The sequence below is a fragment of the Anaerostipes sp. 494a genome (assembly GCF_001940315.1).
Lineage (GTDB): Bacteria > Bacillota > Clostridia > Lachnospirales > Lachnospiraceae > Anaerostipes > Anaerostipes faecalis.
Map to the genome: position 1 here is coordinate 1,980,055 of NZ_MJIF01000001.1, position 22,439 is coordinate 2,002,493.

Annotated in this window: 26 protein-coding genes and 1 pseudogene; 17 read left to right on the plus strand and 10 right to left on the minus strand. The window is 36.5% G+C overall.

The genetic code is table 11. The features are described from left to right. Window positions 1–130: 130 nt before the first annotated feature. The 12 genes from BHF70_RS09920 (at window position 131) to BHF70_RS09975 (ending at window position 10,904) form a co-directional block, all read left to right on the plus strand. Window positions 131–730, plus strand: a complete 600-nt coding sequence (locus tag BHF70_RS09920) for a TetR/AcrR family transcriptional regulator (protein ID WP_075760071.1) — start codon at window positions 131–133, stop codon at window positions 728–730. Between the two features lie 94 nt (window positions 731–824). Further along, a complete protein-coding gene (gene malQ, locus BHF70_RS09925; protein ID WP_075760072.1) occupies window positions 825–2,243 on the plus strand; it encodes a 4-alpha-glucanotransferase in 1,419 nt (472 codons plus the stop codon). Window positions 2,244–2,440: 197 nt separating this feature from the next. Beyond that, window positions 2,441–3,289, plus strand: a complete 849-nt coding sequence (locus BHF70_RS09930) for a Rossmann-like and DUF2520 domain-containing protein (RefSeq protein ID WP_075760073.1) — start codon at window positions 2,441–2,443, stop codon at window positions 3,287–3,289. Further along, window positions 3,286–4,113, plus strand: coding sequence for a 3-methyl-2-oxobutanoate hydroxymethyltransferase (panB, locus tag BHF70_RS09935; protein ID WP_075760074.1), 828 nt, complete (start codon window positions 3,286–3,288; stop codon window positions 4,111–4,113). The genes BHF70_RS09930 and panB overlap by 4 nt, the downstream gene beginning before the upstream one ends. Before the next feature lie 27 nt (window positions 4,114–4,140). Continuing rightward, window positions 4,141–4,989, plus strand: a complete 849-nt coding sequence (gene panC, locus BHF70_RS09940; RefSeq protein ID WP_075760075.1) for a pantoate--beta-alanine ligase — start codon at window positions 4,141–4,143, stop codon at window positions 4,987–4,989. A 15-nt stretch (window positions 4,990–5,004) separates the two neighbouring features. Then, entirely contained in the window at window positions 5,005–5,394 is a 390-nt protein-coding gene (panD, locus tag BHF70_RS09945; RefSeq protein ID WP_075760076.1) for an aspartate 1-decarboxylase, read from the plus strand. A 9-nt stretch (window positions 5,395–5,403) separates the two neighbouring features. Next, a complete protein-coding gene (gene coaBC, locus BHF70_RS09950) occupies window positions 5,404–6,600 on the plus strand; it encodes a bifunctional phosphopantothenoylcysteine decarboxylase/phosphopantothenate--cysteine ligase CoaBC (protein WP_075760077.1) in 1,197 nt (398 codons plus the stop codon). A 124-nt stretch (window positions 6,601–6,724) separates the two neighbouring features. Further along, window positions 6,725–8,221 (plus strand): HAMP domain-containing sensor histidine kinase, encoded by a 1,497-nt coding sequence (locus BHF70_RS09955; RefSeq protein ID WP_075760078.1) that lies wholly within the window; start codon window positions 6,725–6,727, stop codon window positions 8,219–8,221. Next, window positions 8,214–8,903 carry a response regulator transcription factor gene (locus tag BHF70_RS09960; RefSeq protein ID WP_075760079.1) on the plus strand — a complete coding sequence of 230 codons (690 nt, stop codon included), beginning with the start codon at window positions 8,214–8,216 and terminating at the stop codon, window positions 8,901–8,903. The genes BHF70_RS09955 and BHF70_RS09960 overlap by 8 nt, the downstream gene beginning before the upstream one ends. Window positions 8,904–8,912: 9 nt before the next feature. Next, window positions 8,913–9,623, plus strand: a complete 711-nt coding sequence (locus BHF70_RS09965; RefSeq protein WP_075760080.1) for an RluA family pseudouridine synthase — start codon at window positions 8,913–8,915, stop codon at window positions 9,621–9,623. Window positions 9,624–9,638: 15 nt separating this feature from the next. Continuing rightward, window positions 9,639–10,415: a phosphoribosylformimino-5-aminoimidazole carboxamide ribotide isomerase gene (gene hisA / locus BHF70_RS09970; protein WP_075760081.1), complete on the plus strand. Its 777-nt coding sequence runs from the start codon at window positions 9,639–9,641 to the stop codon at window positions 10,413–10,415. A 15-nt stretch (window positions 10,416–10,430) separates the two neighbouring features. After that, window positions 10,431–10,904 (plus strand): hypothetical protein, encoded by a 474-nt coding sequence (locus BHF70_RS09975; protein WP_230973640.1) that lies wholly within the window; start codon window positions 10,431–10,433, stop codon window positions 10,902–10,904. A 54-nt stretch (window positions 10,905–10,958) separates the two neighbouring features. On the opposite strand, the gene BHF70_RS09980 is transcribed toward BHF70_RS09975, so the two are convergent. The 4 genes from BHF70_RS09980 to BHF70_RS09995 all read right to left on the minus strand — a co-directional run bounded on the left by BHF70_RS09980 (window position 10,959) and on the right by BHF70_RS09995 (window position 14,040). After that, window positions 10,959–11,420 carry a hypothetical protein gene (locus BHF70_RS09980; protein ID WP_075760083.1) on the minus strand — a complete coding sequence of 154 codons (462 nt, stop codon included), beginning with the start codon at window positions 11,418–11,420 and terminating at the stop codon, window positions 10,959–10,961. Between the two features lie 33 nt (window positions 11,421–11,453). After that, on the minus strand, window positions 11,454–12,209 hold the full coding sequence (locus tag BHF70_RS09985) for a lysophospholipid acyltransferase family protein (protein ID WP_075760084.1): 756 nt from the start codon (window positions 12,207–12,209) through the stop codon (window positions 11,454–11,456). A gap of 37 nt (window positions 12,210–12,246) precedes the next feature. Then, the gene (locus BHF70_RS09990) at window positions 12,247–13,698 is read right to left on the minus strand and encodes a nicotinate phosphoribosyltransferase (protein ID WP_075760085.1); all 1,452 of its coding nucleotides are present in this window, start codon (window positions 13,696–13,698) and stop codon (window positions 12,247–12,249) included. 78 nt (window positions 13,699–13,776) lie between these two features. Continuing rightward, window positions 13,777–14,040 carry an HPr family phosphocarrier protein gene (locus BHF70_RS09995; protein WP_075760086.1) on the minus strand — a complete coding sequence of 88 codons (264 nt, stop codon included), beginning with the start codon at window positions 14,038–14,040 and terminating at the stop codon, window positions 13,777–13,779. A 69-nt stretch (window positions 14,041–14,109) separates the two neighbouring features. Between BHF70_RS09995 and BHF70_RS10000 the strand changes: the two genes are divergently transcribed. The 3 genes from BHF70_RS10000 (at window position 14,110) to BHF70_RS10010 (ending at window position 16,138) form a co-directional block, all read left to right on the plus strand. Next, window positions 14,110–15,042, plus strand: coding sequence for a SpoIID/LytB domain-containing protein (locus BHF70_RS10000; RefSeq protein ID WP_075760087.1), 933 nt, complete (start codon window positions 14,110–14,112; stop codon window positions 15,040–15,042). A gap of 40 nt (window positions 15,043–15,082) precedes the next feature. Continuing rightward, a complete protein-coding gene (locus tag BHF70_RS10005; protein WP_230973642.1) occupies window positions 15,083–15,772 on the plus strand; it encodes a M23 family metallopeptidase in 690 nt (229 codons plus the stop codon). 102 nt (window positions 15,773–15,874) lie between these two features. Then, window positions 15,875–16,138 carry a GIY-YIG nuclease family protein gene (locus BHF70_RS10010; RefSeq protein WP_075760587.1) on the plus strand — a complete coding sequence of 88 codons (264 nt, stop codon included), beginning with the start codon at window positions 15,875–15,877 and terminating at the stop codon, window positions 16,136–16,138. A gap of 4 nt (window positions 16,139–16,142) precedes the next feature. Here the strand turns inward: BHF70_RS10010 and trhA are convergent, their stop codons facing one another. After that, a complete protein-coding gene (gene trhA, locus BHF70_RS10015; protein WP_075760089.1) occupies window positions 16,143–16,787 on the minus strand; it encodes a PAQR family membrane homeostasis protein TrhA in 645 nt (214 codons plus the stop codon). Between the two features lie 205 nt (window positions 16,788–16,992). Here trhA and BHF70_RS10020 point away from each other — a divergent pair, with 205 nt between their 5' ends. After that, the gene (locus tag BHF70_RS10020) at window positions 16,993–17,382 is read left to right on the plus strand and encodes a Fur family transcriptional regulator (RefSeq protein WP_075760090.1); all 390 of its coding nucleotides are present in this window, start codon (window positions 16,993–16,995) and stop codon (window positions 17,380–17,382) included. A gap of 139 nt (window positions 17,383–17,521) precedes the next feature. After that, the gene (locus tag BHF70_RS10025; RefSeq protein ID WP_075760091.1) at window positions 17,522–18,064 is read left to right on the plus strand and encodes an NADH peroxidase; all 543 of its coding nucleotides are present in this window, start codon (window positions 17,522–17,524) and stop codon (window positions 18,062–18,064) included. A 96-nt stretch (window positions 18,065–18,160) separates the two neighbouring features. Here the strand turns inward: BHF70_RS10025 and BHF70_RS12795 are convergent, their stop codons facing one another. The 5 genes and pseudogenes from BHF70_RS12795 to BHF70_RS10045 all read right to left on the minus strand — a co-directional run bounded on the left by BHF70_RS12795 (window position 18,161) and on the right by BHF70_RS10045 (window position 22,316). Further along, window positions 18,161–18,442 carry a DUF4340 domain-containing protein gene (locus BHF70_RS12795; protein ID WP_278277229.1) on the minus strand — a complete coding sequence of 94 codons (282 nt, stop codon included), beginning with the start codon at window positions 18,440–18,442 and terminating at the stop codon, window positions 18,161–18,163. A gap of 21 nt (window positions 18,443–18,463) precedes the next feature. Further along, window positions 18,464–19,051: pseudogene (locus BHF70_RS10030) on the minus strand (DUF4340 domain-containing protein); the annotation flags it as partial. 11 nt (window positions 19,052–19,062) lie between these two features. Then, complete coding sequence (locus BHF70_RS10035; protein WP_075760092.1) at window positions 19,063–20,475, minus strand: Gldg family protein; 1,413 nt, start codon at window positions 20,473–20,475, stop codon at window positions 19,063–19,065. A gap of 12 nt (window positions 20,476–20,487) precedes the next feature. Continuing rightward, entirely contained in the window at window positions 20,488–21,354 is an 867-nt protein-coding gene (locus BHF70_RS10040; RefSeq protein WP_075760093.1) for an ABC transporter permease, read from the minus strand. A gap of 2 nt (window positions 21,355–21,356) precedes the next feature. Beyond that, window positions 21,357–22,316, minus strand: a complete 960-nt coding sequence (locus BHF70_RS10045) for an ABC transporter ATP-binding protein (RefSeq protein ID WP_075760094.1) — start codon at window positions 22,314–22,316, stop codon at window positions 21,357–21,359. Window positions 22,317–22,439 lie beyond the last annotated feature (123 nt).

Below are 22,439 nucleotides of genomic sequence, written 5' to 3' on the forward strand. Positions count from 1 at the left end.
TCATTTTTTCTAAATAATGGTATATAACAAAAATGACTAAAAGTCAATAACATTTAAAAATCTTATAGAAAATTTGATTTTTGCCCATTTTGAGATATACTTAATAAAAAGAAGAGAAAGGAGGATTTCTTTGAAGAAAGTTGAGGAAAAAAAGAAAAGAAAGCAAACAGCGTTATTGGATACAGCATATGCCCTATTTACACAGAACGGCTTTCATAAAACGTCTATCTCAGATATTGCCAATAAAGCAGGTGTGGCAAAAGGAACCTTTTATCTATATTTTAAAGATAAGGTAGATATTCGTTATAAACTGATTGCCTTTAAATCTGCAGAAGTTTTTAAAAAGGCATACAATCGTCTTCAAGAAGAAGAAATTCCTGTTTTTGAAGATCAGATTATTTTTCTGATCGATCAGATCATCGATGAACTGGAGAAAAATCCTACATTACTAAAATTGATTTCAAAACATTTGGGCTGGGGAATGTTTAAAAATTCTCTTGTTGATCCAATCGATGATGCTCAGAGAAATATTTATGATATATATATGAAACTGTTGAATGATTCAGGACACAAATTCGATAAGCCGGAAGTAATGATCTATATGATCATCGAACTGGTAAGTGGATGTTGTTACAGCTCTATTCTCACGGGACAGCCAGTATCTGTACAGGAATTAAAGCCTCATTTATATGAAGCCATCCGGTTGATTTTGAAAAAACATCAAATATAGTGAATTGTACAAGATTTTAACCATTCTCTATAACAAAAAGTGTGATATAATAAAAAATAATGTTATCTGTAAATGTAGTTAAAGGGAGAATTCAATGAAAGCTAGTGGAATATTGTTACCGATTTTTAGTTTACCGTCGTCTTATGGAATAGGATGTTTTTCAAAAGAAGCGTATGATTTTGTTGATTTTCTGGCAGATTCAGGACAGAAATACTGGCAGATTTTACCTTTGGGAACCATAGGAGCGGGGAATTCCCCTTATCTTTCTTTTTCAAGTTTTGCAGGAAGTACATTATATATAGACCTGGAGCAGCTTGTAGAAGAAGGATTATTAACGAATGAAGAAATAGAAGAGTTTAAAGAAGAGAATACAGGTAAAGTTAATTATGATAATGTACATAAGAGCCGCAGGCTGCTTTTAAGAAAGGCCTATACCAGATTTAAGCCTGATACAGATTTTAAGAAATTTGTTGAAGACAATAAACATTGGCTGGATGAATATGATGCATTTATGATGGAACAGAAACCGGAATGTAAAGAAGGGTATTTTAAATTTGGCCAGTATGTCTTTTTGAAGCAATGGTTGAAACTTAAAGCCTATGCCAATGATAAAGGAATTGAAATTATTGGAGATTTGCCATTTTATGTTGCATTATCAGGGACTGCTTTTAAAAATCATAAAGAATTATTTAAAGTAACAGAAGATGGAGAGCCTTCGGTTGTTGGAGGATGTCCTCCAGATGCTTTTGCAAAAGATGGACAGGTATGGTCCAATCCTGTATACGATTGGGAATACCATAAGAAGACAGGCTATAAATGGTGGATGGAACGCCTTTCTCATAATTTCTTGTTATATGATGTACTTCGACTGGATCATTTTCGCGGTTTTGATGAATATTTTGAAATTCCTGCTGAGGATGAAACAGCAGTTAATGGAGAATGGGCAGCAGGTCCGGGATATGATTTCTTTGAAACAATGAAACAGGAACTGGGAGATAAAAAGGTTATTGCAGAAGATCTTGGCTTTTTAACAGATGGAGTCCATAAATTATTAAAGGATACAGGATATCCAGGAATGAAAATACTGGAGTTTGCCTTTGGTGCATGGGATGACAGTATTTACCTTCCGCATAAATATTCTGAAAACTGTGTGGTTTATACAGGTACTCATGATAATGATACTGTAGAAGGATGGTATGAGACATTATCACAGGATGATAAAAACTTTTTGGAACATTATCTGTCACATAGTACTATTGAACGCACAGGAAAAGTTAATCTTGATTTGATTTCTCTTGCTCTGGAAAGCAAAGGTGATATGGTTATCATTCCTTTACAGGATTATCTGGGACTTGGAAGTGAAGCACGGATTAATACACCATCTACTGTGGGAGATAACTGGGAATGGCGCGTTAAGACAGAACAGCTTACAGATGAATTGAAAGATACAATTTACACTTTGACAAAAAGATACAGAGGAAAATTCGAAGAAGCAACAGAAAATAATCAGTAGAAGAAATGGAAGAGACTCGAAAGGGTCTTTTCTTTTTAAAATGATTTGTCAAAAAAATAACAAAAATAGGTCTGGTATCCCATTTAATACTTGCCTTTTCGTATATACAGTGATATAGTACCACTTGGATGGTATTCTTGAAAGAAATCATACCGGTTATAATTAGAACATCACCTGACGAAAGTAGGTGATAATGTATGAAAGTAGGATTTATCGGGGCTGGCAAGGTAGGCTGTTCCCTTGGAGATTACTTTGTACACAATGATATTCCCGTTGTGGGATTCTATAGTCGCACACAAGCATCAGCAGGTGAAGCGGCAGAACAATGCAATACAACACATATTGGCAGGATTGACAAAATGTTAACAATGTGTGATGTTCTTTTTCTAACGGTACCAGACGATGCGATTGAAGGAGTCTGGAAACAGATTAAAACTTTTCCGATAAGAGGAAAGTATATCTGTCACTGTAGCGGATCTTTAAGCTCCGCTGTTCTTTCTGGGATTGAAGAAACCGGTGCATACGGTTATTCTATTCATCCAATGTTTCCATTTAAAAGTAAGAAAACTGCATATGATGACCTGAAGCAGGCACTGTTCACGGTTGAAGGTGATAAAGACCATATGGAAAAGCTTCTGAAAATGCTGCATGAATGTCCAAATACATTTGTACCAATGCAAAAAGAAGACAAAGCAAGATATCATGCGGCTGCGGTATTTGCATCAAACCTGATGGTAGGACTTATAAACCAGTCCATGGGACTTTTAAGCAAATGCGGATTTAGTAAAGAAGAAGCACTATGTGCTATTAAGCCTTTAGCATTACAAAATCTCAATAATATTTTTGAAACAGGTACCATGAAGGCTCTTACCGGACCGGTAGAACGTCATGATCTGGGAACCCTGGAAAAACATTTAGATGTGCTTGATTCTCAGGAAATGGATACCTATAAGGCTTTGACGAAAGAAATCATTAAAATTGCAGAGGATAAGCATCCGGAAACAGATTATGCAGATATGAAGCAATTATTGGAGGAAGAAAAATGAAACAAACAGTGAGTACCTTACAAAAAATGAAAGATAACGGTGAAAAGATTTCCATGCTGACAGCTTATGATTATTCAACAGCAAAGCTGTTTGATGAGGCTGGAATTCATACAATGTTAGTTGGAGATTCTCTTGGAATGGTAATGCTTGGTTATGATTCAACAATTCCAGTAACCGTAGAAGATATGATCCATCACGGAGCAGCTGTTGTCCGTGGTGCAAAAGAGGCCCTGATCGTAGTAGATATGCCATTCTTGTCATATCATACATCTGTATATGATGCAGTTGTAAATGCAGGACGTATTATGAAAGAAACCGGTTGTACAGCTGTAAAGCTGGAAGGTGGAAAAGACGTATGTCCTCAGATTGAAGCAATCGTGAAAGCGCAGATTCCTGTTTGTGCACATATTGGTCTGACTCCACAGTCTGTAAATGCTTTTGGCGGATTCCGCGTACAGGGGAAAAGTGAAGCAGCAGCACAGGAATTGATTGAAGCAGCTCTGGCTGTAGAAGCAGCAGGTGCATTTATGGTTGTTTTGGAAGGAATTCCTGCAAAACTGGCATCTATTATTACAGAGAAACTTCATATTCCGACTATTGGAATCGGCGCAGGAGCAGATTGTGATGGACAGGTTCTGGTATATCAGGATATGTTATCTATGTATGGAAATTTTGTTCCTAAATTTGTAAAACAGTTTGCTCAGGTTGGAGATATTATGAAAGATGCTGTTGCACAATATATGACAGAAGTGCAGGATGGCACATTTCCGGCAAAAGAGCACACATATGCCATCAGCGATGATATTATAGAAAAATTGTACTAGAAGTAATGAAATATAAGGAGAAATGCAATGAAAATTGTTGAAACAGTAAAAGAGGTAAGGGAACAGGTAAAGGAATGGAAGAAACAGGGACTGACAGTAGGACTTGTTCCAACCATGGGATATCTTCATGAAGGACATAGAAGTCTTATGGAAGCTGCAAGAAAAAATAACGACAAAGTAGTTGTTAGTATTTTTGTAAATCCAATGCAGTTTGGACCAACAGAAGATCTTGCAGAATACCCAAGAGATTTAGAACACGATGCTAAATTGTGTGAAGGAGCAGGAGTCGACTTGATTTTCCATCCGGAACCGGAAGAAATGTATAAAAAGGATTTCTGTTCTTTTGTGGATATGACTGGATTAACAGAAGGGCTTTGTGGAAAAACAAGACCAATACATTTCCGTGGTGTTTGTACTGTAGTAAACAAATTATTTAATATCGTAACACCGGATAATGCGTATTTTGGACAGAAAGATGGACAGCAGCTGGCAGTTATTCGCCGTATGGTCCGGGATTTAAACATGGATATTAATATCGTGGGATGTCCGATTGTCCGTGAGGAAGATGGACTGGCTAAAAGTTCCAGAAATACCTATCTGTCTCCAGAAGAAAGAAAGGCAGCTCTGATTTTATCCAAAACTATTAAACTTGGGGAAGAGCTGGCAGCAACAGAAAAGAATGCAGCAAAAGTTATTGCAGCAATGAAAGCAAATATTGAAACTGAGCCGTTGGCCAGGATTGATTATGTAGAGGCAGTAGATGCAGTTTCCATGACACCGGTTGAAACACTGGATGGAGAATGTATGCTTGCTATGGCTGTATATATTGGAAAAACAAGACTAATTGATAATACATTAATTAATATTCAGAAATAAGGAGAAAGTCAGAAAATGAACATTAGTATGTTAAAAGGAAAAATTCACAGAGCCACTGTGAAACAGGCAGAACTTGATTATGTAGGCAGTATTACCGTAGACCCTGTACTCCTTGAAGCGGCAGGTATTCTGGAATATGAACATGTACATATTGTAGATGTAAATAACGGAAGTCGTTTTGAAACTTATACAATTCCGGGAGAACCTGGAAGTGGTATGATCTGTCTTAACGGACCGGCTGCAAGATGTGTTGCAACCGGAGATAAAATCATTATTATTGCATATGCTGATATGACTCCAGAGGAAGCAGAAACATTTGAACCTAAAGTTGTATTTGTAGATGATGATAATCAGATTTCCCGTTGTACAAATTATGAAAGACATGGACGACTGGAAGATATGTAGGAGAAGAATATGTTAAAAGGGAAAACAGTTGTATTAGGAGTAACTGGAAGTGTTGCTGCTTATAAGATGGCAAATGTGGCCAGCATGTTGGTAAAACGTGGATGTGAAGTCCATGTTATCATGACAAAAAATGCCACAAATTTTATTAATCCCATTGCATTTGAAAGCCTGACCAATACCAAATGTCTTGTGGAAACATTTGACAGGAATTTTCAGTTCCATGTTGCACATGTTTCTTTGACAGATAAAGCAGATGTTATGTTGATTGCTCCTGCATCTGCCAATATTATTGGGAAAATTGCAGGAGGAATCGCAGATGATATGCTTTCCACAACAGTGATGGCATGTAAAAAACCTGTCATTATCGCTCCGGCAATGAATACCAAAATGTATGAAAATCCAATCCTGCAGGATAACCTGGATAAATTAAGAAGATTTGGTTATGAAATCATTGAACCTGATTCCGGACATTTGGCATGTGGTACTACAGGTGCAGGGAAAATGCCTTCAGAGGAAGTGCTTGTAGCTCATATTGAAAGACAAATTGCCATGAAGAAAGACATGAAAGGTAAAAAAGTCCTGGTTACAGCAGGTCCTACCATTGAAGCCATTGATCCTGTTCGTTTTATCTCTAATCACTCTTCAGGAAAAATGGGGTATGCAATTGCCAAGGCAGCAATGTTAAGAGGAGCAGAAGTCACATTGGTAACAGGAAAGACATCTTTAGAACCGCCAATGTTTGTAGATGTTGTTCCGGTTAACAGTGCATCTGATATGTATAAAGCGGTGACTGAGAAAAAGGACCAGCAGGATATTATCATAAAAGCAGCAGCAGTTGCTGATTATACTCCGGCAGAAGTCAGTGATGAGAAAGTAAAGAAAAAAGATGCAGATATGAGCATATCTCTGGTTCGTACAAAAGATATTCTGGGAACATTGGGAGTTCAGCGGAAAAAAGGACAATTTTTGTGCGGATTTTCCATGGAAACTCAGAACATGCTTGAAAACTCCAGAGCGAAACTGCAAAAAAAGAACATTGATATGATTGTGGCAAACAATCTCAAAGAAGAAGGTGCCGGATTTAAGACAGATACCAATGTGGTGACTTTTATTACCAGAAATGAAGAAAAACAGCTTCCGAAATTAACCAAAAATCAGGTTGCAGATGAACTTTTAGATTATATTCTGAAACAGATGGAAGCATAACAATTGCAGGAAACTTCAATAGAAGATGTTTATAAAAATTAAATAAAAAATCGTACAAATTCTTTCTTTTTTTCTCCCCTATGGTAAAATATATGTATAGGACAGAAAGGGAGCAATTATAAGAATGAAAGCAGTGAATAAAGTTCGATTAATCTATTTGCCAGCGATTGTACTACCGTTTTTTGCAATGATAGTATCAATCGCTGCTTTAAGTGTAGGCTATGTGCGGATGACAGATACTGAAGTGACAGAAGATGCCTTTGAACGGGTCGTGAATCCGTTAAAGACTATGAATAATTCCACAAAAGGAATATTCAAAGAACTTGAAAAGAAGGCATTGATTCAGCCGGAAGTATTTGAAGACCAGAAATATCTGGAGATGATAAATCATAAGCTCTCAGATAAAGATTCCTATCTGATCGTCAGAAAGAATGGAAGTATTGTTTACAGAGGAAAAGCTGATAGTGATCCGGAACTGGAGACTAAACTGCCAGAGTACGGAAGTGGTGGAAGTGACCAGGACAGAGGCTTTTTCGTCGGAAAACCAGGGAATTATCTGGTAAAACAACAGGATTTTGAATATCAGGATGGTGGAAAAGGCTCTGTTTTTATTATGACAGATTTGGGAACAGTTCTTCCACGTTATAAGAATATGATCATACAGGTATTTTTTGCTGTTCTGGGAGTTCTTATTTTAACCAGCAGTTTTCTTTCCTGGTTCATGTATAAGGAATTTGTGGGACCGATTCGTCAGTTAAAGGCAGGAGCAGAGCGAATTAAAGATGGAAATCTTGATAATGACGTTGTGATATACAGCGGTGGTGAAGAAGTCAGAGAATTATGCGATGCCTTTAATGAAATGCGGGCAGAGCTGAAAGATTCTATTGATGCCAGAATGGTCTATGAAAAACAGAATCGTGATCTGATCAGTAATATTTCTCATGACCTGAAAACCCCGATTACAGCTATTAAAGGGTATGTGGAAGGTATTATGGATGGTGTGGCAGATACTCCGGAAAAGATGGATCGTTATATCAAGACCATTTATAACAAGGCAAATGATATGGATGTGCTGATCAATGAATTATCCCTTTATTCAAAGATTGATTCCAATATTATTCCTTATAATTTTGAAAAGATTAATATAAATGCATATTTTAAAGACTGCGTTGATGAAATCGGAGCTGATTTGGAACAGAAAGGAATGCTGTTTTCATATAGAAATTACTGTTCAGCTAACACCACAGTTACGGCAGATCCTGAGCAGTTAAAGAGGGTCATTAATAATATTATCAATAATGCGTGTAAATATAATAATAAGGCCAAAGGAAAGGTGAGTATCACTTTGACAGAATTTGACCGGAAAGTGCAGATTGAGATTAAGGATAATGGAATTGGAATTTCTAAGGAGGATCTGCCTCATATTTTCCGAAGAACTTATCGGGCAGATATGTCAAGAAATTCTGCAGGGGGAAGTGGCCTGGGATTATCTATATGTAAAAAAATCATAGAAGAACATGGTGGCGAGATTTGGGCAGAGAGTAAATTACGTGCCGGAACAACCATATTCTTTACATTGAATAAAGTGCTGGATAAATCAAAGGAGAATGAAAATGAGTAAAATTTTAATCGTAGAAGATGAACTTGCAATTGCAGAACTGGAGAAAGACTATTTGGAATTAAGTTCCTTCGAAGTTGAAATTGAAACAGATGGTAAAAAGGGTATGGAGATGGCATTGAAGAATGATTATGACATGGTCATTTTGGATATTATGCTCCCTGGAGTGGATGGATTTGAAATCTGTAAGCAGATTCGTGCTGTAAAAGAAATTCCAATATTAATGGTTTCTGCAAGAAAAGAAGATATTGATAAAATCAGGGGACTTGGCCTTGGAGCAGATGACTACATTACAAAACCATTTAGTCCAAGTGAGCTGGTTGCCAGAGTAAAAGCTCATCTGAATCGCTATCAGAGACTGGTAAATAATCAGATGGATGTAAATGATGTCATTGAGATTCGCGGATTGAAAATCGACAAAACAGCAAGAAGAGTTTATCTTAATGATGAAGAAAAAATATTTACCACCAAGGAATTTGATCTTCTGACTTTTCTGGCCAGCCATCCAAACAGGGTCTTTACAAAAGAGGAATTGTTTAATAAAATCTGGGATATGGAGTCACTGGGAGATATTGCAACCGTTACTGTTCATATTAAAAAAATCCGGGAGAAAATTGAGATGGATACATCAAAACCTCAGTATATTGAAACTATCTGGGGAGTAGGATATCGATTTAAAATGTAGGTATAGTTTATGAGAAAGAAGAAGATTGAAGTTTTATATAAAGATGAAGCAATTGTGGTTTGTGTGAAACCAAAAGGCATGCCTACGGCAAGTGACAAATCAGGAGATATGGATTTGCTTCATCAGCTAAAAAATCAGCTGTTTTTTGAAGAAAAAGGAACTAATGAACCGGAGTTATATGTGGTACACCGGCTGGATCGTCCGGTAGGCGGGGTTATGGTATTTGCCAGGACAAAAGAGGCAGCAGCTAATTTAAGCGAGCAGATCAGAAACCATCAGTTTCAAAAGGATTATCAGGCGGTATTAACAGGCTGGCTGCCTGAAGATGAAGGCACATTTCGGGATTTTTTATTAAAGGATGAACGTAAGAATGTTTCTAAGGTGGTAAAAGAGGGAACACCAGGTGCCCGTGAAGCTGTATTGGATTATGAAGTTATTGATATGATGGAATCCAAGAAGATGAAATACACTTATTGTCTGATTCATCTTCTTACAGGAAGGCATCACCAAATCCGGGTACAGACATCATCCAGAGGATTTGGCATATGGGGTGACACCAAATATAATCCATTGTTTCAGAAAACAAAGAAGAAATATAAAGAAATTGGATTATATGCCACAAGAATCAGCTTTTGCCATCCAGTTACCAATGAGAAGCGCAGTTTTAAGGTAGAACCTTCCGGAGAAGCATTTGAACTGCTTGAAATGACAGATTATTAGGAGCATGAAATTATTATGAGATTCAGACCATGTATTGATATTCACAATGGAAAAGTTAAACAAATCGTCGGGGGAAGCCTGCTGGATCAGGGGGACTGGGCACAGGAAAATTTTGTATCTGTGCATGATGGAGGATTTTATGGTAAACTATATAATGATAATAACTTAAAAGGTGGACATATTATTTTACTTAATGCAAAGGATTCAGACTATTATGAAGCTGATCGTGCAGAAGCAGTAAAGGCACTGGAAGCTTTTCCAGGAGGTCTGCAGGTAGGCGGAGGAATAACAGATGAAAACGCAGCTTATTTTTTAAAAAAAGGAGCATCTCATGTAATTGTGACGTCTTTTGTATTTGTAAATGGAGAGATTCGTTTTGACCGTCTGGATGCTTTGACACAGGCGGTTGGAAAAGAACATATAGTACTTGATCTAAGCTGTAGAAAAAAGGATGAAGGCTATTTTGTTGTAACGGATCGTTGGCAGAAGTTTACCAGAGAACAGCTTACAGTTGATCTGTTAAAGCAGCTGGAACAGTATTGTGACGAATTTTTGATACATGGAGTAGATGTGGAAGGAAAAGCCCAGGGAATTGATCAGAAACTAGTCAGTATTCTGGCAGAGTATCAGGGAAATCCTGTTACATATGCCGGTGGTGTACGTAATTTTGAGGATTTGGAAATATTAAAAAAATATGGAGAGAACCGCATTGATGTAACCATAGGAAGTGCATTGGATTTATTTGGAGGCACGATGAATTTTTCAGAAGTGTTGTCCTATTGCGGAAAATAGATGGAGGGTAATATAATGAAATTATTGTATGAAGCCAGTAATTTTACCATACAGGTACATTGGGTTGTACCATTTGCAATCTTAGGTTTTATTGGAGCATTACTTCTTCTTTTTGCCAAGAAACCTTTTTTTAAGCTGCTTTCAGCAGTTTGTCTGACTATTTGTGCTATTGCTGCATTGCGTTTTACTTTTGGCTATATGCAGATTATTCATACTTATAAACAGGGAAAATATCAGACAATTGAAGGTTATGTGGAAAACTTTGTTCCTGCTTCTGTTGGAGGCGAGGATAAGGAAGATATGGAAGAAGAAAGTTTTGATATCAAGGGTGTTCATTTTTCTTATGGAGACAGATTCATTAAGAAGTTTGGATACCATCTGCCATCCACCCAGGGAGGTTATATAAAAAGAGATGGTCAGTATTTAAGAATTGGTTATATTCAGACAGAAAAAGGTCATGTGATTGTTAAAATAGAAGAACGTAAATAAAAATGCCGGAATCTCATGGTAATGGAGATTCCGGTATTTTCTGTTAGGAATGTATTACTGTTTGCGCATATATTCTGCGCCCTTTTTTGCAAGCTTTGCACGAATACCTTTCTTTTCTGGTTCAGGTGGTGCAACATTACGAAGATTTTTGATACTTGTAATATAAATTCCACTTACAACAGCCTTAATTTCAGCCTTTACAGGAACATCATCAAAGATTGCTTCGTCACATAAAAGTGGAGTAATCTTAGGACCAATTTTAACTTTAACAATTGGTACTTTAGACATCTTTGCGCGCTTTGGAATATTGTCAGTAACCATTTTAGGAAAGCCTGCATCCATAATCTTCATACGTTTCTTGTCTATGACAAGCATGGAAACAGTCTGTGCCATCTCATCCAGCTGAGCTCTCTGCTCTTCCTGTTTCTTCTGCATTTTGTTACCATAGTAATACAGAATACCTAATATAGCAGCGATGATTATTCCAACGATTAAAAGAATTAACCATATTTTCATTATTCTTTTTCCTCCTGTTAAATTTTCAACATCCTACATTATATCATCTTTTGTTTCAATTGTCTTATGTTTTTTTCGCATTTCGATAATTTCTTCACGAATAAATGCACCAAGATGCTTTTGTGATGCACGATCTATTTCATCAGGATAAATTGGATCACCAAATGTGATATGAACAGTTGCAGGTTTTACAGTATAAAGCCGGTTGTTTTCCAGAATGTCTGCAGTTCCGGAGATAGCCATGGGAACAATAGGAACATTGGCCTTTAAGGCAGGACGAAGGCTGCCTTCTTTAAAGGCATGAGGATCATCATCCTGGCTTCTTGTTCCTTCAGGGAAAATTACCATGGAAAATCCATCCTTCAGGTATTGTGTTCCAACATTCATGGTTTTTAGACCTTCCTTTAAATTTTTACGGTCTAAAAACAGACAATTGATAAATTCCATCCAGTGACGGAGACATGGAATTTTTTCCATTTCTTTCTTTGCAAAAAAACCGGCACCGGTTGGAGTGGCAACGAATCCACATAAAATGTCATAATAACTGCTATGGTTTCCAACATACAGCACGGCAGTGTCAGAAGGAATTTTTTCTCTTCCCTCAACGATCAGATTTGTTCCAGCAAGACGCAGACAGCGGATAAAAGCATTCATAACCATGTGCTGAGCCATTTTGGAACGTTTATGTGACCGACCGGTTTTGTTCCAGTGGTTGAACAAAGGATACAAAGGTGCCGTTAATGTCAGGAAAAAAAACAGATAGATTATATCGGCAAAAAAACGAATCATTAGTTTCTCCCTTCAAATATTAAAAATATTTTAGAATTTAATTAGATTTCTGATCTAAAAGCTGATTCTTCAACTGATACAGAGGAACAGATAAATCAACGTAAACTTCCTGCGGGTTCACAAGACGTCTGCTTTCGTCCCACAAAGAATTCAGTTCCTGTTGACAGTAGCTGCGAATCTCCATAACAGAAGGACTTTCGTAAAAACATTGTCCTTTTTTAAAAACTGGAACAAGAAGTTCCCTCATTTGGTAGGTTCCACCAGGAATTCTCAATTTTTTCCAGGTTGCCAGAGGATCAAAAATCACAAGATCACAAGATGAATCATAAACTTCATCAGAGAGGCATATTAAATCCCCACGAATTTTCCCGGTTTCTTTATCATATATTCTGAAAACAGTTTTATTTCCCGGATTTGTAATTTTTACAGGGTTTTCAGATATCTTGATTTTAGCAGTGAAATCAGGTTCATCCTTATGTTTAGAAGCGGCAAGTTTATAGACACCCCCAAAAGCAGGACAGTCTGAGGATGTAATAAGTTTTGTGCCTACACCCCAGGATGTAATAGGAGCACCCTGATGGAGCAGACTGGAAATGATATGCTCATCCAGGTCTCCAGATGCTGCAATTACTGCGTCGGGGAATCCGGCTTCATCCAGCATTATTCTTGCTTTTTTTGTTAAATATGCTAAATCACCGCTGTCAAGACGTATTCCGTATCGTGCAGGAGTACGACCTTCCTCTTTAAGTTCGCGGAAAACGCGGATTGCATTTGGTATTCCAGAACGTAAAGTGTCGTAGGTATCAACCAGAAGAGTACATGCCTCAGGATACAGATCTGCATAGGCACGAAAGGCAGTATATTCATCATCAAAGCTCATAATCCAGCTGTGGGCATGAGTTCCAAGAACAGGAACATCAAACAGTTTACCGGCAAGAACATTGGAAGTTCCATCGCAGCCGCCAATCATAGCGGCTCTTGCACCATATGTTCCGGCATCAGGACCCTGGGCACGGCGTAATCCGAATTCCATAATTCCTTTGCCGCCGGCAGCATAGACAACTCGGCTTGCTTTGGTAGCAATAAGACTTTGATGATTGATGATATTTAACACTGCAGTTTCGATCAGTTGTGCCTCCATCATCGGGGCGACAACTTTTAACAGTGGTTCCATAGGAAAAACTACAGTTCCCTCAGGAATTGCGTAAATATCTCCGCTGAAATGATATCCTGCAAGATATTCAAGAAAGTCTTCATCAAAAATCCCAAGTCCGCGAAGGTAATCAATATCTTCATAGGAAAAAGACAGATTTTTGATGTAGTCAATAACCTGATCAAGACCACATGTAATTGCATAACTTCCACCGGAAGGATTTTCCCGGTAGAATACATCGAATACGACAGTTTCATCGTTTTTGGTTTTAAAATAACCCTGCATCATGGTAAGTTCATAAAAATCTGTGAGCAGAGTAAGATCATGTATATCCATGACAACTCCTTTATTAAAAAATTGACGAATTTTGTTATCCTTCAATATTATATCATAGTCCGACAGAATCCAACAATGCTATTCTGCAAGTTCTTCGTTCATAATTCGGATGAATTCTTCCATGGCTTTATCTTCATCATTACCAGAAACAGATAAAATTATTTCATCGTTACAGCCGACACAGGCAGTCATAAGTGAAATTGGATTGCATACATCAAAACAGTTTCCGTTAAAAGTCATTGTAACAGTAGAATCAAATTTCTTTGCTGCGGCGGCCAAAGTAGTACATGGGCGTGCGTGAAGCCCCTGAGGTGATTTAATGATAAATGAATGTGATTTCATAGTAATTCCCCTTTCATATTTTTTCTTATTGTAACATAAAATAGTAAGACGGACAAAAGGGGGATAGAAATGAGGCACAGAATGATGTATGTTCTTTTTCTTGGATTTTTATTTATTACAATTCCATATTTAATAACAGTATCAATGACAGTAAAAAAGAATAAAATAGTAGATTTTCAGACATATAACAGTAAATATAAGATTATTTCCCAGAATAAGGAAACAGATCTTGAAACATATCTTTTAAGAATTCTTCCGGGACAGATTTCCATGGATTATAAGGAAGAAACATTGAAAGCTCAGGTAGTAATACTTCGTACAGATATTATCAGACGGATGGGAAATCAAAAAAAAATTCAGGCAGAAAAACTGCCATATGAGGAGAAAGATAATCTGGAATTAAAGGAAGCATTAGGAAATAGAAAATACCAGGCAATGGATCAGTTAAGAAAAAGAGTTGTAAGTAATACTCTTGGGAATGTTATAACTTATAAAGGAACATTAATAGAACCTTATTATCATGGGGTAAGTGTTGGAATGACATTAGGAGCAGAAGAATGGATGGGGAAGAAAATTCCTTATTTACGGTCAAAGGACAGTCTAAAGGATGTTGAAGCACCGGATTATATAACTGTGGAATTATTTACATATGGAAAGATTGGGGAAATTTTAAAAGAAAAAAAGGGAATCGAGATGAAAATGGAAGATCTGAAAAAAAGAATCCTTATTAAAAAGACCACAGGAAATGGATATGTAAAACAGGTTCAGGCCGGGACATTAACAATATCAGGTGAAAGATGGGCAGAATGGTTTCATCTGGCATCCAATAATTTTTATTTAGAGCCATATGATGGAAAACTTCGGATTATTTGTCTTGGAAAAGGAAATGGACTGGGAATGAGTCAGTATGGTGCCAATGAAATGGCAAAAAGAGGAGAAAAGTATCAGAGAATTTTAAAATATTATTATTCAGGTATAAAAATAAAAAGCTTGTATGAATAAACTTCAAAGAATAGGCAAAACTATTTTTGAGGTGATGAAAATGAAGAAGATGAACAAAGATAATCCATTGCCGCTGCGTAAATATTACAAGGCTATGGTAGCAGTTTTTGTTTTATTTTTGGGAGTTATGGCGTATTACAGCGTCCAGTTTAAAAACAAGAGAGAACTGGCTAAGCAGGAAGTGAAACTGGATCAGTCAGTGGATGTGGACAATAGCGCAACTCAAGGAACAACAGAAGTGACAACGTCATCCTCTGTTACAGATGAAAAAAAAGAAAAAACAAAAACTACAGAAACTATGCAGCAGACAGTTTCCTATAATGGGAAAACGAAACTATCCTGGCCTTTAACGGGAAATATTATTTTGCCATTTAGTGTTGATGCTACAATTTATTTTGAATCCTTGGATCAATATCGAATCAGTAAAGGAATTTTGATCGAAGCAAAACAAGGAGACAATGTAAAAGCAGTGAAACAGGCAAAAGTGGCAGAAATAGGGAAAACAGCAGAATATGGTCAGACAGTATTATTGGATTTGGGAAACGGATATACAGCTTTATATGGTCAATTAAAAGATCTTCAGGTAAAACAGGGAGATACAGTTGAGACAGGGCAAATTATTGGAAAAGTTGCGCTCCCGACAGATTATTATACTCTAGAAGGAACAAACTTATATTTTCAGATGGAAAAAGATAAAAAGCCGGTTGACCCGGGAAAATATTTGGAATAAGATTTGTATAAAGAAGAAATCTATTTGGTTAATAAAATGACAGAGCAGGAAAAGCCGCCGGTAAGCTGGCGGTTTTTTCTTTTTCTGGCAGGAGGAAATGGAATGGAAAATTATACATATATAGTACGATGTAAGGACGGGAGTCTTTATACTGGATGGACAAATGATATAGAACGGCGATTAGAAATGCACAATCAGGGAAAAGGAGCTAAGTATACAAGGGGAAGAAGACCGGTTAAGCTTATTTATCTGGAAAAATTTTCAACCAGAGAGGAAGCTATGAAAAGAGAAGCAGCTATAAAAAAACTTAAGAGAAAGGAAAAACTCCTGCTGATACAAGAATATCAGCAGGAGAAAGAAAAGTAATTAATTATAGAAGAAACATTACAATCATATGGCAGGCACTTCCACCCATAACAAATAAATGAAAAATTTCGTGTAAACCAAAATTTTTCCAGTGATTTTCAAACCATGGAATCTTTAATGCATAAATAACTCCACCAATGGTATATATGATTCCACCGGCAAGAAGCCAGCCGAAAGAGGCATGTGAAAGGCTGTGAATAATTGGTGCGATGGCAATAATACAAAGCCATCCCATGGCAATATACATAACAGACGAAAGCCATTTTGGGCATCCTACCCAAAACATTTTAAAAATAATTCCTAAAAGAGCAATAAACCATATAACAGTTAACAGACCATAACCAAGGCGGCCTCCAAGAGCAATGGTACAGATCGGAGTATAGGAACCAGCAATCAATACAAAAATCATAGCATGATCAAGTCGCTTCAATCGTTTATTAATTTTTTCAGAAATGTTAAAGGAATGATAAGCAGTACTGGCACCATAGAGTCCAATCATACTTAAAGTAAAAATAACCAGTGAAATAATTCGAATATAATCACCTGTAAAAAGATTTTTTATAATTAATGGGACAGAAACAATAGCAGCCAAAATCATTCCGATAAAATGAGTAATGGCACTGCCAGGATCTTTTAGTTTGTTCTGCATGAAAAACACCTCCATAAAATAGTACTCTTAAATATTATATGTAGTATTAAATACTACATGAGCTTTCCTATAATACTAAACCTATTTCTTTTTAAAAGCAAGGATTTTTTTAAATATAGCAATTAACCAGGTTCCATATTGACAAAACAGAACTTTTTTATTAAAATAAAAACAGTAATAATTATTATTATGAAAGGAGCAGCCTATGCAGCCAGCAATAAAAAGAAGCAAACAAAGAGATGCTATCGTTGCATTTTTGATGAATCGTAAAGACCATCCGACTGCTGATATCATATACATGAATATTAAGAAAGAGTTTCCTAATATTAGCTTAGGAACAGTATATAGGAATTTGGCACTACTTTCAGAACGAGGAGAAATTTTAAAGATAAGCTATGAAGATGGAGCAGATCGTTACGATGCTCAGACAAAGCCTCATTATCATTTTATATGTAAGAAATGTGGAGCAGTGATAGATGTGGAGATGGATTCCATAGAACGTCAAATCAAAGAACTGGTAGATGAAAAATTTTCAGGTCAGATAGACGAATGTGTTACTTATTTTAAAGGAATCTGCGAAAAATGTCAGAATTAAGTTTTGAGAAAAAAAATCAAAAAATTATTGACAAGTGTTTGAAGCAATGATATGCTTAAAACAGAAAAGCAGTAATAATTACTGTTATTAACAAAAGAATACTAATTAATTATGATAAAAAGAAAAGGAGAATAACATTATGGCAAAATGGGTTTGTACAGTATGTGGATATGTTCATGAAGGAGATCAGGCACCTGAAAAATGTCCAGTATGTGGAGTACCAGCTGATAAATTTAAAGAACAGGTTGGAGAAAGAGAATGGGCAGCTGAACATGTAGTAGGAGTAGCAAAAGGAGTAAGCGAAGATATCATTGCAGACTTAAGAGCAAACTTTGAAGGAGAATGTTCAGAAGTAGGAATGTACCTTGCAATGGCAAGAGTAGCACACAGAGAAGGATATCCTGAAATTGGATTATACTGGGAAAAAGCAGCATATGAAGAAGCAGAACATGCAGCAAAATTCGCAGAATTACTTGGAGAAGTAGTAACAGACAGCACAAAGAAAAACCTGGAAATGCGTGTAGATGCAGAAAACGGGGCAACAGCAGGAAAATTTGATCTTGCAAAACGTGCAAAAGAAGCAAACTTAGATGCAATCCATGACACAGTACATGAAATGGCAAGAGACGAAGCACGTCACGGAAAAGCTTTCGAAGGACTGCTTAAGAGATACTTCGGTTAATCAGAAACCTTGTAAAATCAATATTTTTAAAAAATTCAGGGTATGTCAGAGAAATCTGACATACCCTTATTTTTTCTATACGAGTGTTTACATAAATTATTCAGGATTCAATATATTTTTCACTACATCTGCATCGCTTAGATAGAGCATTTTGGAATCCTTCAATTTTACATAGTAATTCTTTTTGTCTTTATCGTTTTTTCCAATATAAAGTGTCAGGTTTTTCTTTTTGCTGGTATCTGTATCTTTATAAGAAATTTCTACAGATATACGCGAAGCTGCATCTAATCCATACTTAGAAAGTTCATTGCCGCTGGCAGAGTAATCCTGACAGTCTCCAAATGTAAAAACTCCAAGGCCTCCGGCAATGCTGTCCAGACCGTTCTTTGAGCTGGAAGTATAGGTTGTTTTTTTGCCATTATTGTTGACAACAACTTTCGTAAGGTTTCCAGTACTTAAAGAAGGGAAAGTGTCTGTTTCAATCATATCATTTAAAGAAGAGGAAAGATTTGACAATATATTAGAAGAAACAGTGTAAATTTTAGATTTATCATCAACGGTGAAGTAATAGTTTTCTCCTGTAGCATTGCCGATTTAATAGGTTGCTTGTGCACCGTTTTTATCCTCTACTTTTATAGTATAGGAAGGCTGATCTAATCCATAATTAGAAAGACTGTCACCATCTTTTAATTCTCTTACAGCCTCTACATTTTGAAATTGAGATGCAAGCTCTTTTAAATAAGATTGAACGATGGGGTATTCTTTGTTTGATGTATAATACCAGGTTCCATTTTCTTTAACAAAGCTTAGATTTTCGCCATTATTATAAGAAATGGATGTCAATGAAGACAGCTTTTTAATCCATATGATATTTTCAGATTCTTTTTTTTCAGATGAATGTTTCTGATAAATGCTGATTCCGGTATAGAGGGCAAGAAGCCCTGCAAATACCAGAATTAAAATGGATAATGTTCGTTTTCTATTCATTAGCTGCCTCCTTATCTTCTGCGTCGTCTAAACCATACAACGAATCCACCAACGATCAGTGCAAGCGGAATGATAAAGATGATAAGAATACTAAAAGGTCCTGGATGGGCAATGGAATTATAAGATACTTCCAGGCTTTTAGGAGAAATTGAAATATTATCAGCATTATCAAGATTTCCGGTTACGGCATTTGTAAATAATGTCAGGTTTTCCAGAGATGAAAAAGAGCTGGTGACCTGTTCGTCAATAAGCATGTTACTTCCAAATACAGTCAAGCGGCTTTCTGCTTCAACTTTTTTTCCGTTACTGTTTTTAACAGTAACAGATTCCGTGGCAGTAGCTCCTAGAATATATGAGCCCTGTTTCTGATTATCTTCTGTAATAGCATAGCCGTTTTCGGATGTTGTCATAAAAGATTCTGTGGTAATTGTATCACGTGCAGGGTCTGTCTGGGTCATTCCTTTGGAGTTAATCATCAGAACGGAAGCTGAGCTGATACCGGATGCCATGTCACCGCTTACGGAAAGGTTTGGAACCAGATAATAGTAGTTTCCCTGATAGCAACGTTCTGTATCGGCAATATATCCATCGGCTACCTTAAGTCCATAGTCTTCCAGTAAACCATACAGATTATCCATATCTTTGTCAGTATACGCCATGAGGGTAACAACTTTTCCACCATTTTTCAGGTATTTAGACAGGACAGTTGTTTCATCTTTTGTTAAATCACTGGTTAAACCATTTAAAATCAGAAGATCACAATCTTCAGGAATGGAAGAAGCGGATAAAAGGTTTAACTCAGAAGTTTTGATCCTGGATTTTTCCAACAAGCTGGAGACGGATGAAGAAAGAGATGACTCACCATGTCCGGAAGTATAGTATGCCTTATATTCTTTTGTATTTGTTACATAATTTACAGCACTGGTCAGCTGCCCATCACCATCAAAGGAGGATGCGGAAGAAGAAGTACCATAGTATGATGCATCAGATACAAGAATATCATCAAATGAGATGGAAAGCTGTCGGTCAGTTTTGGAACAAGAGACGACAATGCTGTTTTCTTCAGTGTTATACTTAGTCAGTGCAGATGGATGAAGAACCGGGTCGATCCATTGTACTTTGATTTTTTCGGACATTCCAGCATATTTGTTTACAAATGTCTTGATTCTGTCATCTGTATTATCCTTTTCTGCAATAATATAAAATATTATATTACTATCCAGATTTTTCACCAGCTTGCGGCTTTTTGATGAAATTTCATAAATATTCGTGTCACTGATATCAATTTTTCTGATTTTTTCTGGTAACTGACCTATCAGCAGGTTTACTACTAGAAGGATTCCGAAAACAATGACACTTAAAAGAATGCTATAGGATCCTTTACGGGAACCGTTGGTTTGAAATAATTTTTTTAGTTTATCCATGTCATATTCCTCCTAACTCCATCGTCTCTTCTGAAAACTTTGTATGGTTAAGAATACAAAAAAGATTATGATGGAAATGTAATAGAAAAGTCCGCTAATATCAAAAATATAATTTTGTGCAAAGTTATAAAAAACATCTGTTAAAACAAGATGTTCCAATGTATTGGAAATCAGATTTTCATAAAGTGTTGACTTTGCAATATAAATACCAATTCCAGCAATCAGTCCTATTGCTTCAATTCCGCCGGCAATTACAGGATTTTTTGTAATGTAATAAACAATACCGGCAATAATGGTTATCAGAATTAGAATAATAATTAACCCGCTGAGGGCGCTGGTTGGCACATATGCAAGAAGATTATCCATCATATATAAGAAAAATAATACGCCACATGTGCTGACAGCTGCAATAATCAGGCTTTCTGTTAACGAAGAAAGAAACATTCCAATGGCAAAATAGACACATCCAAGCAGGAAAAATGCCAGAATAGATGAATAATCAACCAGAAGATGAGCGTTTCCCTGTAATTTTATTATGATTGGGAAAAGGCAGAAAATCAGACAAGGAATTCCGAAGACTGATATCATTGCAAAATATTTTCCCAGGATGACTTCTGTCAGTGAAACAGGAGAAGTAAGCCATAATTGTTCTGTTTTATGTTTCCGCTCTTCTGCAAAACATTTCATTGACAGCATTGGCACGCAAATCAAAAGCGCAAAAATAACACCGGAAAGTGAATATGAGAAGAATGGATAACCGCTGTTTAAGTTATAGACCATGAAATAAACTCCTCCAATAATAGTTACAAAGGCAGCAAAAACACAGCCTGTCATAGATGTAAAATAGGAGCGAAGTTCTCTTTTATAGATTGCTTTCATTTTTATTTATCTCCTTTCTTTTCTTCTGGACTCTGATCCGTTAATTCAAGGAAAATATCCTCCAGAGAAGCCTTTAGAATGTTGATTTTTGTAATAGGAATTCCCTTTGATGCAAAAGCAACAGAAATATTTTCACATAGAGTTTCAGCATTTTCTTTTGGCTCGATTATAAGATCACATGAGTTTTCTTTTTGCCCTGTCCAGGAAACAGTATGAATGCCGGAAATCGTGTCAAAAGTTGACTGAATGATTTCAGCGTCTGCTTTTATGGTAAGTTCAATAGAATCCTTTCCATGGGAGAGTTCTTCCAGCTGATCAGGTGTACCGCTGGCAGCAAGTTGACCTTTTGATATAATTAGTACGTAATCACAAATTTCCTGTACTTCAGCAAGAATGTGAGAACTAAGTATTACTGTATGATTTTTTGACAGTTCACGAATTAATTTCCGGATTTCAATGATTTGTTTTGGGTCAAGACCTACTGTTGGTTCATCTAAGATAATAATATCCGGGAATCCGATAATTGCTCCGGCAAGCCCTGTCCTTTGTTTGTAACCTTTGGATAGATTTCCAATCAGACGGCGGGATACATCATCAAGCTTAATCATGCTGCAGACTTTTTTGATATGTTCTTTTCTATCGGTTTTAGGAATCTTTTTTAATTCTGCAACAAAAGAAAGATATTCCATAACTGTCATATCAGGATACAATGGAGGAATTTCTGGAAGATAGCCAATGGATTTTTTAGATATCTCAGGCTCATCCAAAATACTATGTCCGTTAATCAGTACTTCTCCACTGTCTGCTCCAATATATCCTGTCATTATATTCATAGTTGTAGATTTTCCGGCTCCATTAGGACCAAGGAATCCGTATATTTTTCCTTTGTCAATTGTAAATGACAGATCATTTAAAGCAAGATGGCTGCCATATTTCTTTACAAGATGTTTTACTTCTATCAAAATACTACCTCCTTAAAATTAGCTTAGTTCGTTCTTACTTTAAATGTAAAAATAAAAGAAAATGTGATAAAAATATGATAATTTTGTGAACCCTTAAGAAAAGATATCCGCCATTGAATTCCA

Coding starts and splice junctions, on each gene's coding strand:
- malQ (WP_075760072.1), top strand. CDS start 825: ATGAAAGCTAGTGGAATATTGTTACCGATTTTTAGTTTACCGTCGTCT.
- BHF70_RS09930 (WP_075760073.1), top strand. CDS start 2,441: ATGAAAGTAGGATTTATCGGGGCTGGCAAGGTAGGCTGTTCCCTTGGA.
- panB (WP_075760074.1), top strand. CDS start 3,286: ATGAAACAAACAGTGAGTACCTTACAAAAAATGAAAGATAACGGTGAA.
- panC (WP_075760075.1), top strand. CDS start 4,141: ATGAAAATTGTTGAAACAGTAAAAGAGGTAAGGGAACAGGTAAAGGAA.
- panD (WP_075760076.1), top strand. CDS start 5,005: ATGAACATTAGTATGTTAAAAGGAAAAATTCACAGAGCCACTGTGAAA.
- coaBC (WP_075760077.1), top strand. CDS start 5,404: ATGTTAAAAGGGAAAACAGTTGTATTAGGAGTAACTGGAAGTGTTGCT.
- BHF70_RS09955 (WP_075760078.1), top strand. CDS start 6,725: ATGAAAGCAGTGAATAAAGTTCGATTAATCTATTTGCCAGCGATTGTA.
- BHF70_RS09960 (WP_075760079.1), top strand. CDS start 8,214: ATGAGTAAAATTTTAATCGTAGAAGATGAACTTGCAATTGCAGAACTG.
- BHF70_RS09965 (WP_075760080.1), top strand. CDS start 8,913: ATGAGAAAGAAGAAGATTGAAGTTTTATATAAAGATGAAGCAATTGTG.
- hisA (WP_075760081.1), top strand. CDS start 9,639: ATGAGATTCAGACCATGTATTGATATTCACAATGGAAAAGTTAAACAA.
- BHF70_RS09975 (WP_230973640.1), top strand. CDS start 10,431: ATGAAATTATTGTATGAAGCCAGTAATTTTACCATACAGGTACATTGG.
- BHF70_RS09980 (WP_075760083.1), bottom strand. CDS start 11,420: ATGAAAATATGGTTAATTCTTTTAATCGTTGGAATAATCATCGCTGCT.
- BHF70_RS09985 (WP_075760084.1), bottom strand. CDS start 12,209: ATGATTCGTTTTTTTGCCGATATAATCTATCTGTTTTTTTTCCTGACA.
- BHF70_RS09990 (WP_075760085.1), bottom strand. CDS start 13,698: ATGGATATACATGATCTTACTCTGCTCACAGATTTTTATGAACTTACC.
- BHF70_RS09995 (WP_075760086.1), bottom strand. CDS start 14,040: ATGAAATCACATTCATTTATCATTAAATCACCTCAGGGGCTTCACGCA.
- BHF70_RS10000 (WP_075760087.1), top strand. CDS start 14,110: ATGAGGCACAGAATGATGTATGTTCTTTTTCTTGGATTTTTATTTATT.
- BHF70_RS10005 (WP_230973642.1), top strand. CDS start 15,083: ATGAAGAAGATGAACAAAGATAATCCATTGCCGCTGCGTAAATATTAC.
- BHF70_RS10010 (WP_075760587.1), top strand. CDS start 15,875: ATGGAAAATTATACATATATAGTACGATGTAAGGACGGGAGTCTTTAT.
- trhA (WP_075760089.1), bottom strand. CDS start 16,787: ATGCAGAACAAACTAAAAGATCCTGGCAGTGCCATTACTCATTTTATC.
- BHF70_RS10020 (WP_075760090.1), top strand. CDS start 16,993: ATGCAGCCAGCAATAAAAAGAAGCAAACAAAGAGATGCTATCGTTGCA.
- BHF70_RS10025 (WP_075760091.1), top strand. CDS start 17,522: ATGGCAAAATGGGTTTGTACAGTATGTGGATATGTTCATGAAGGAGAT.
- BHF70_RS10035 (WP_075760092.1), bottom strand. CDS start 20,475: ATGGATAAACTAAAAAAATTATTTCAAACCAACGGTTCCCGTAAAGGA.
- BHF70_RS10040 (WP_075760093.1), bottom strand. CDS start 21,354: ATGAAAGCAATCTATAAAAGAGAACTTCGCTCCTATTTTACATCTATG.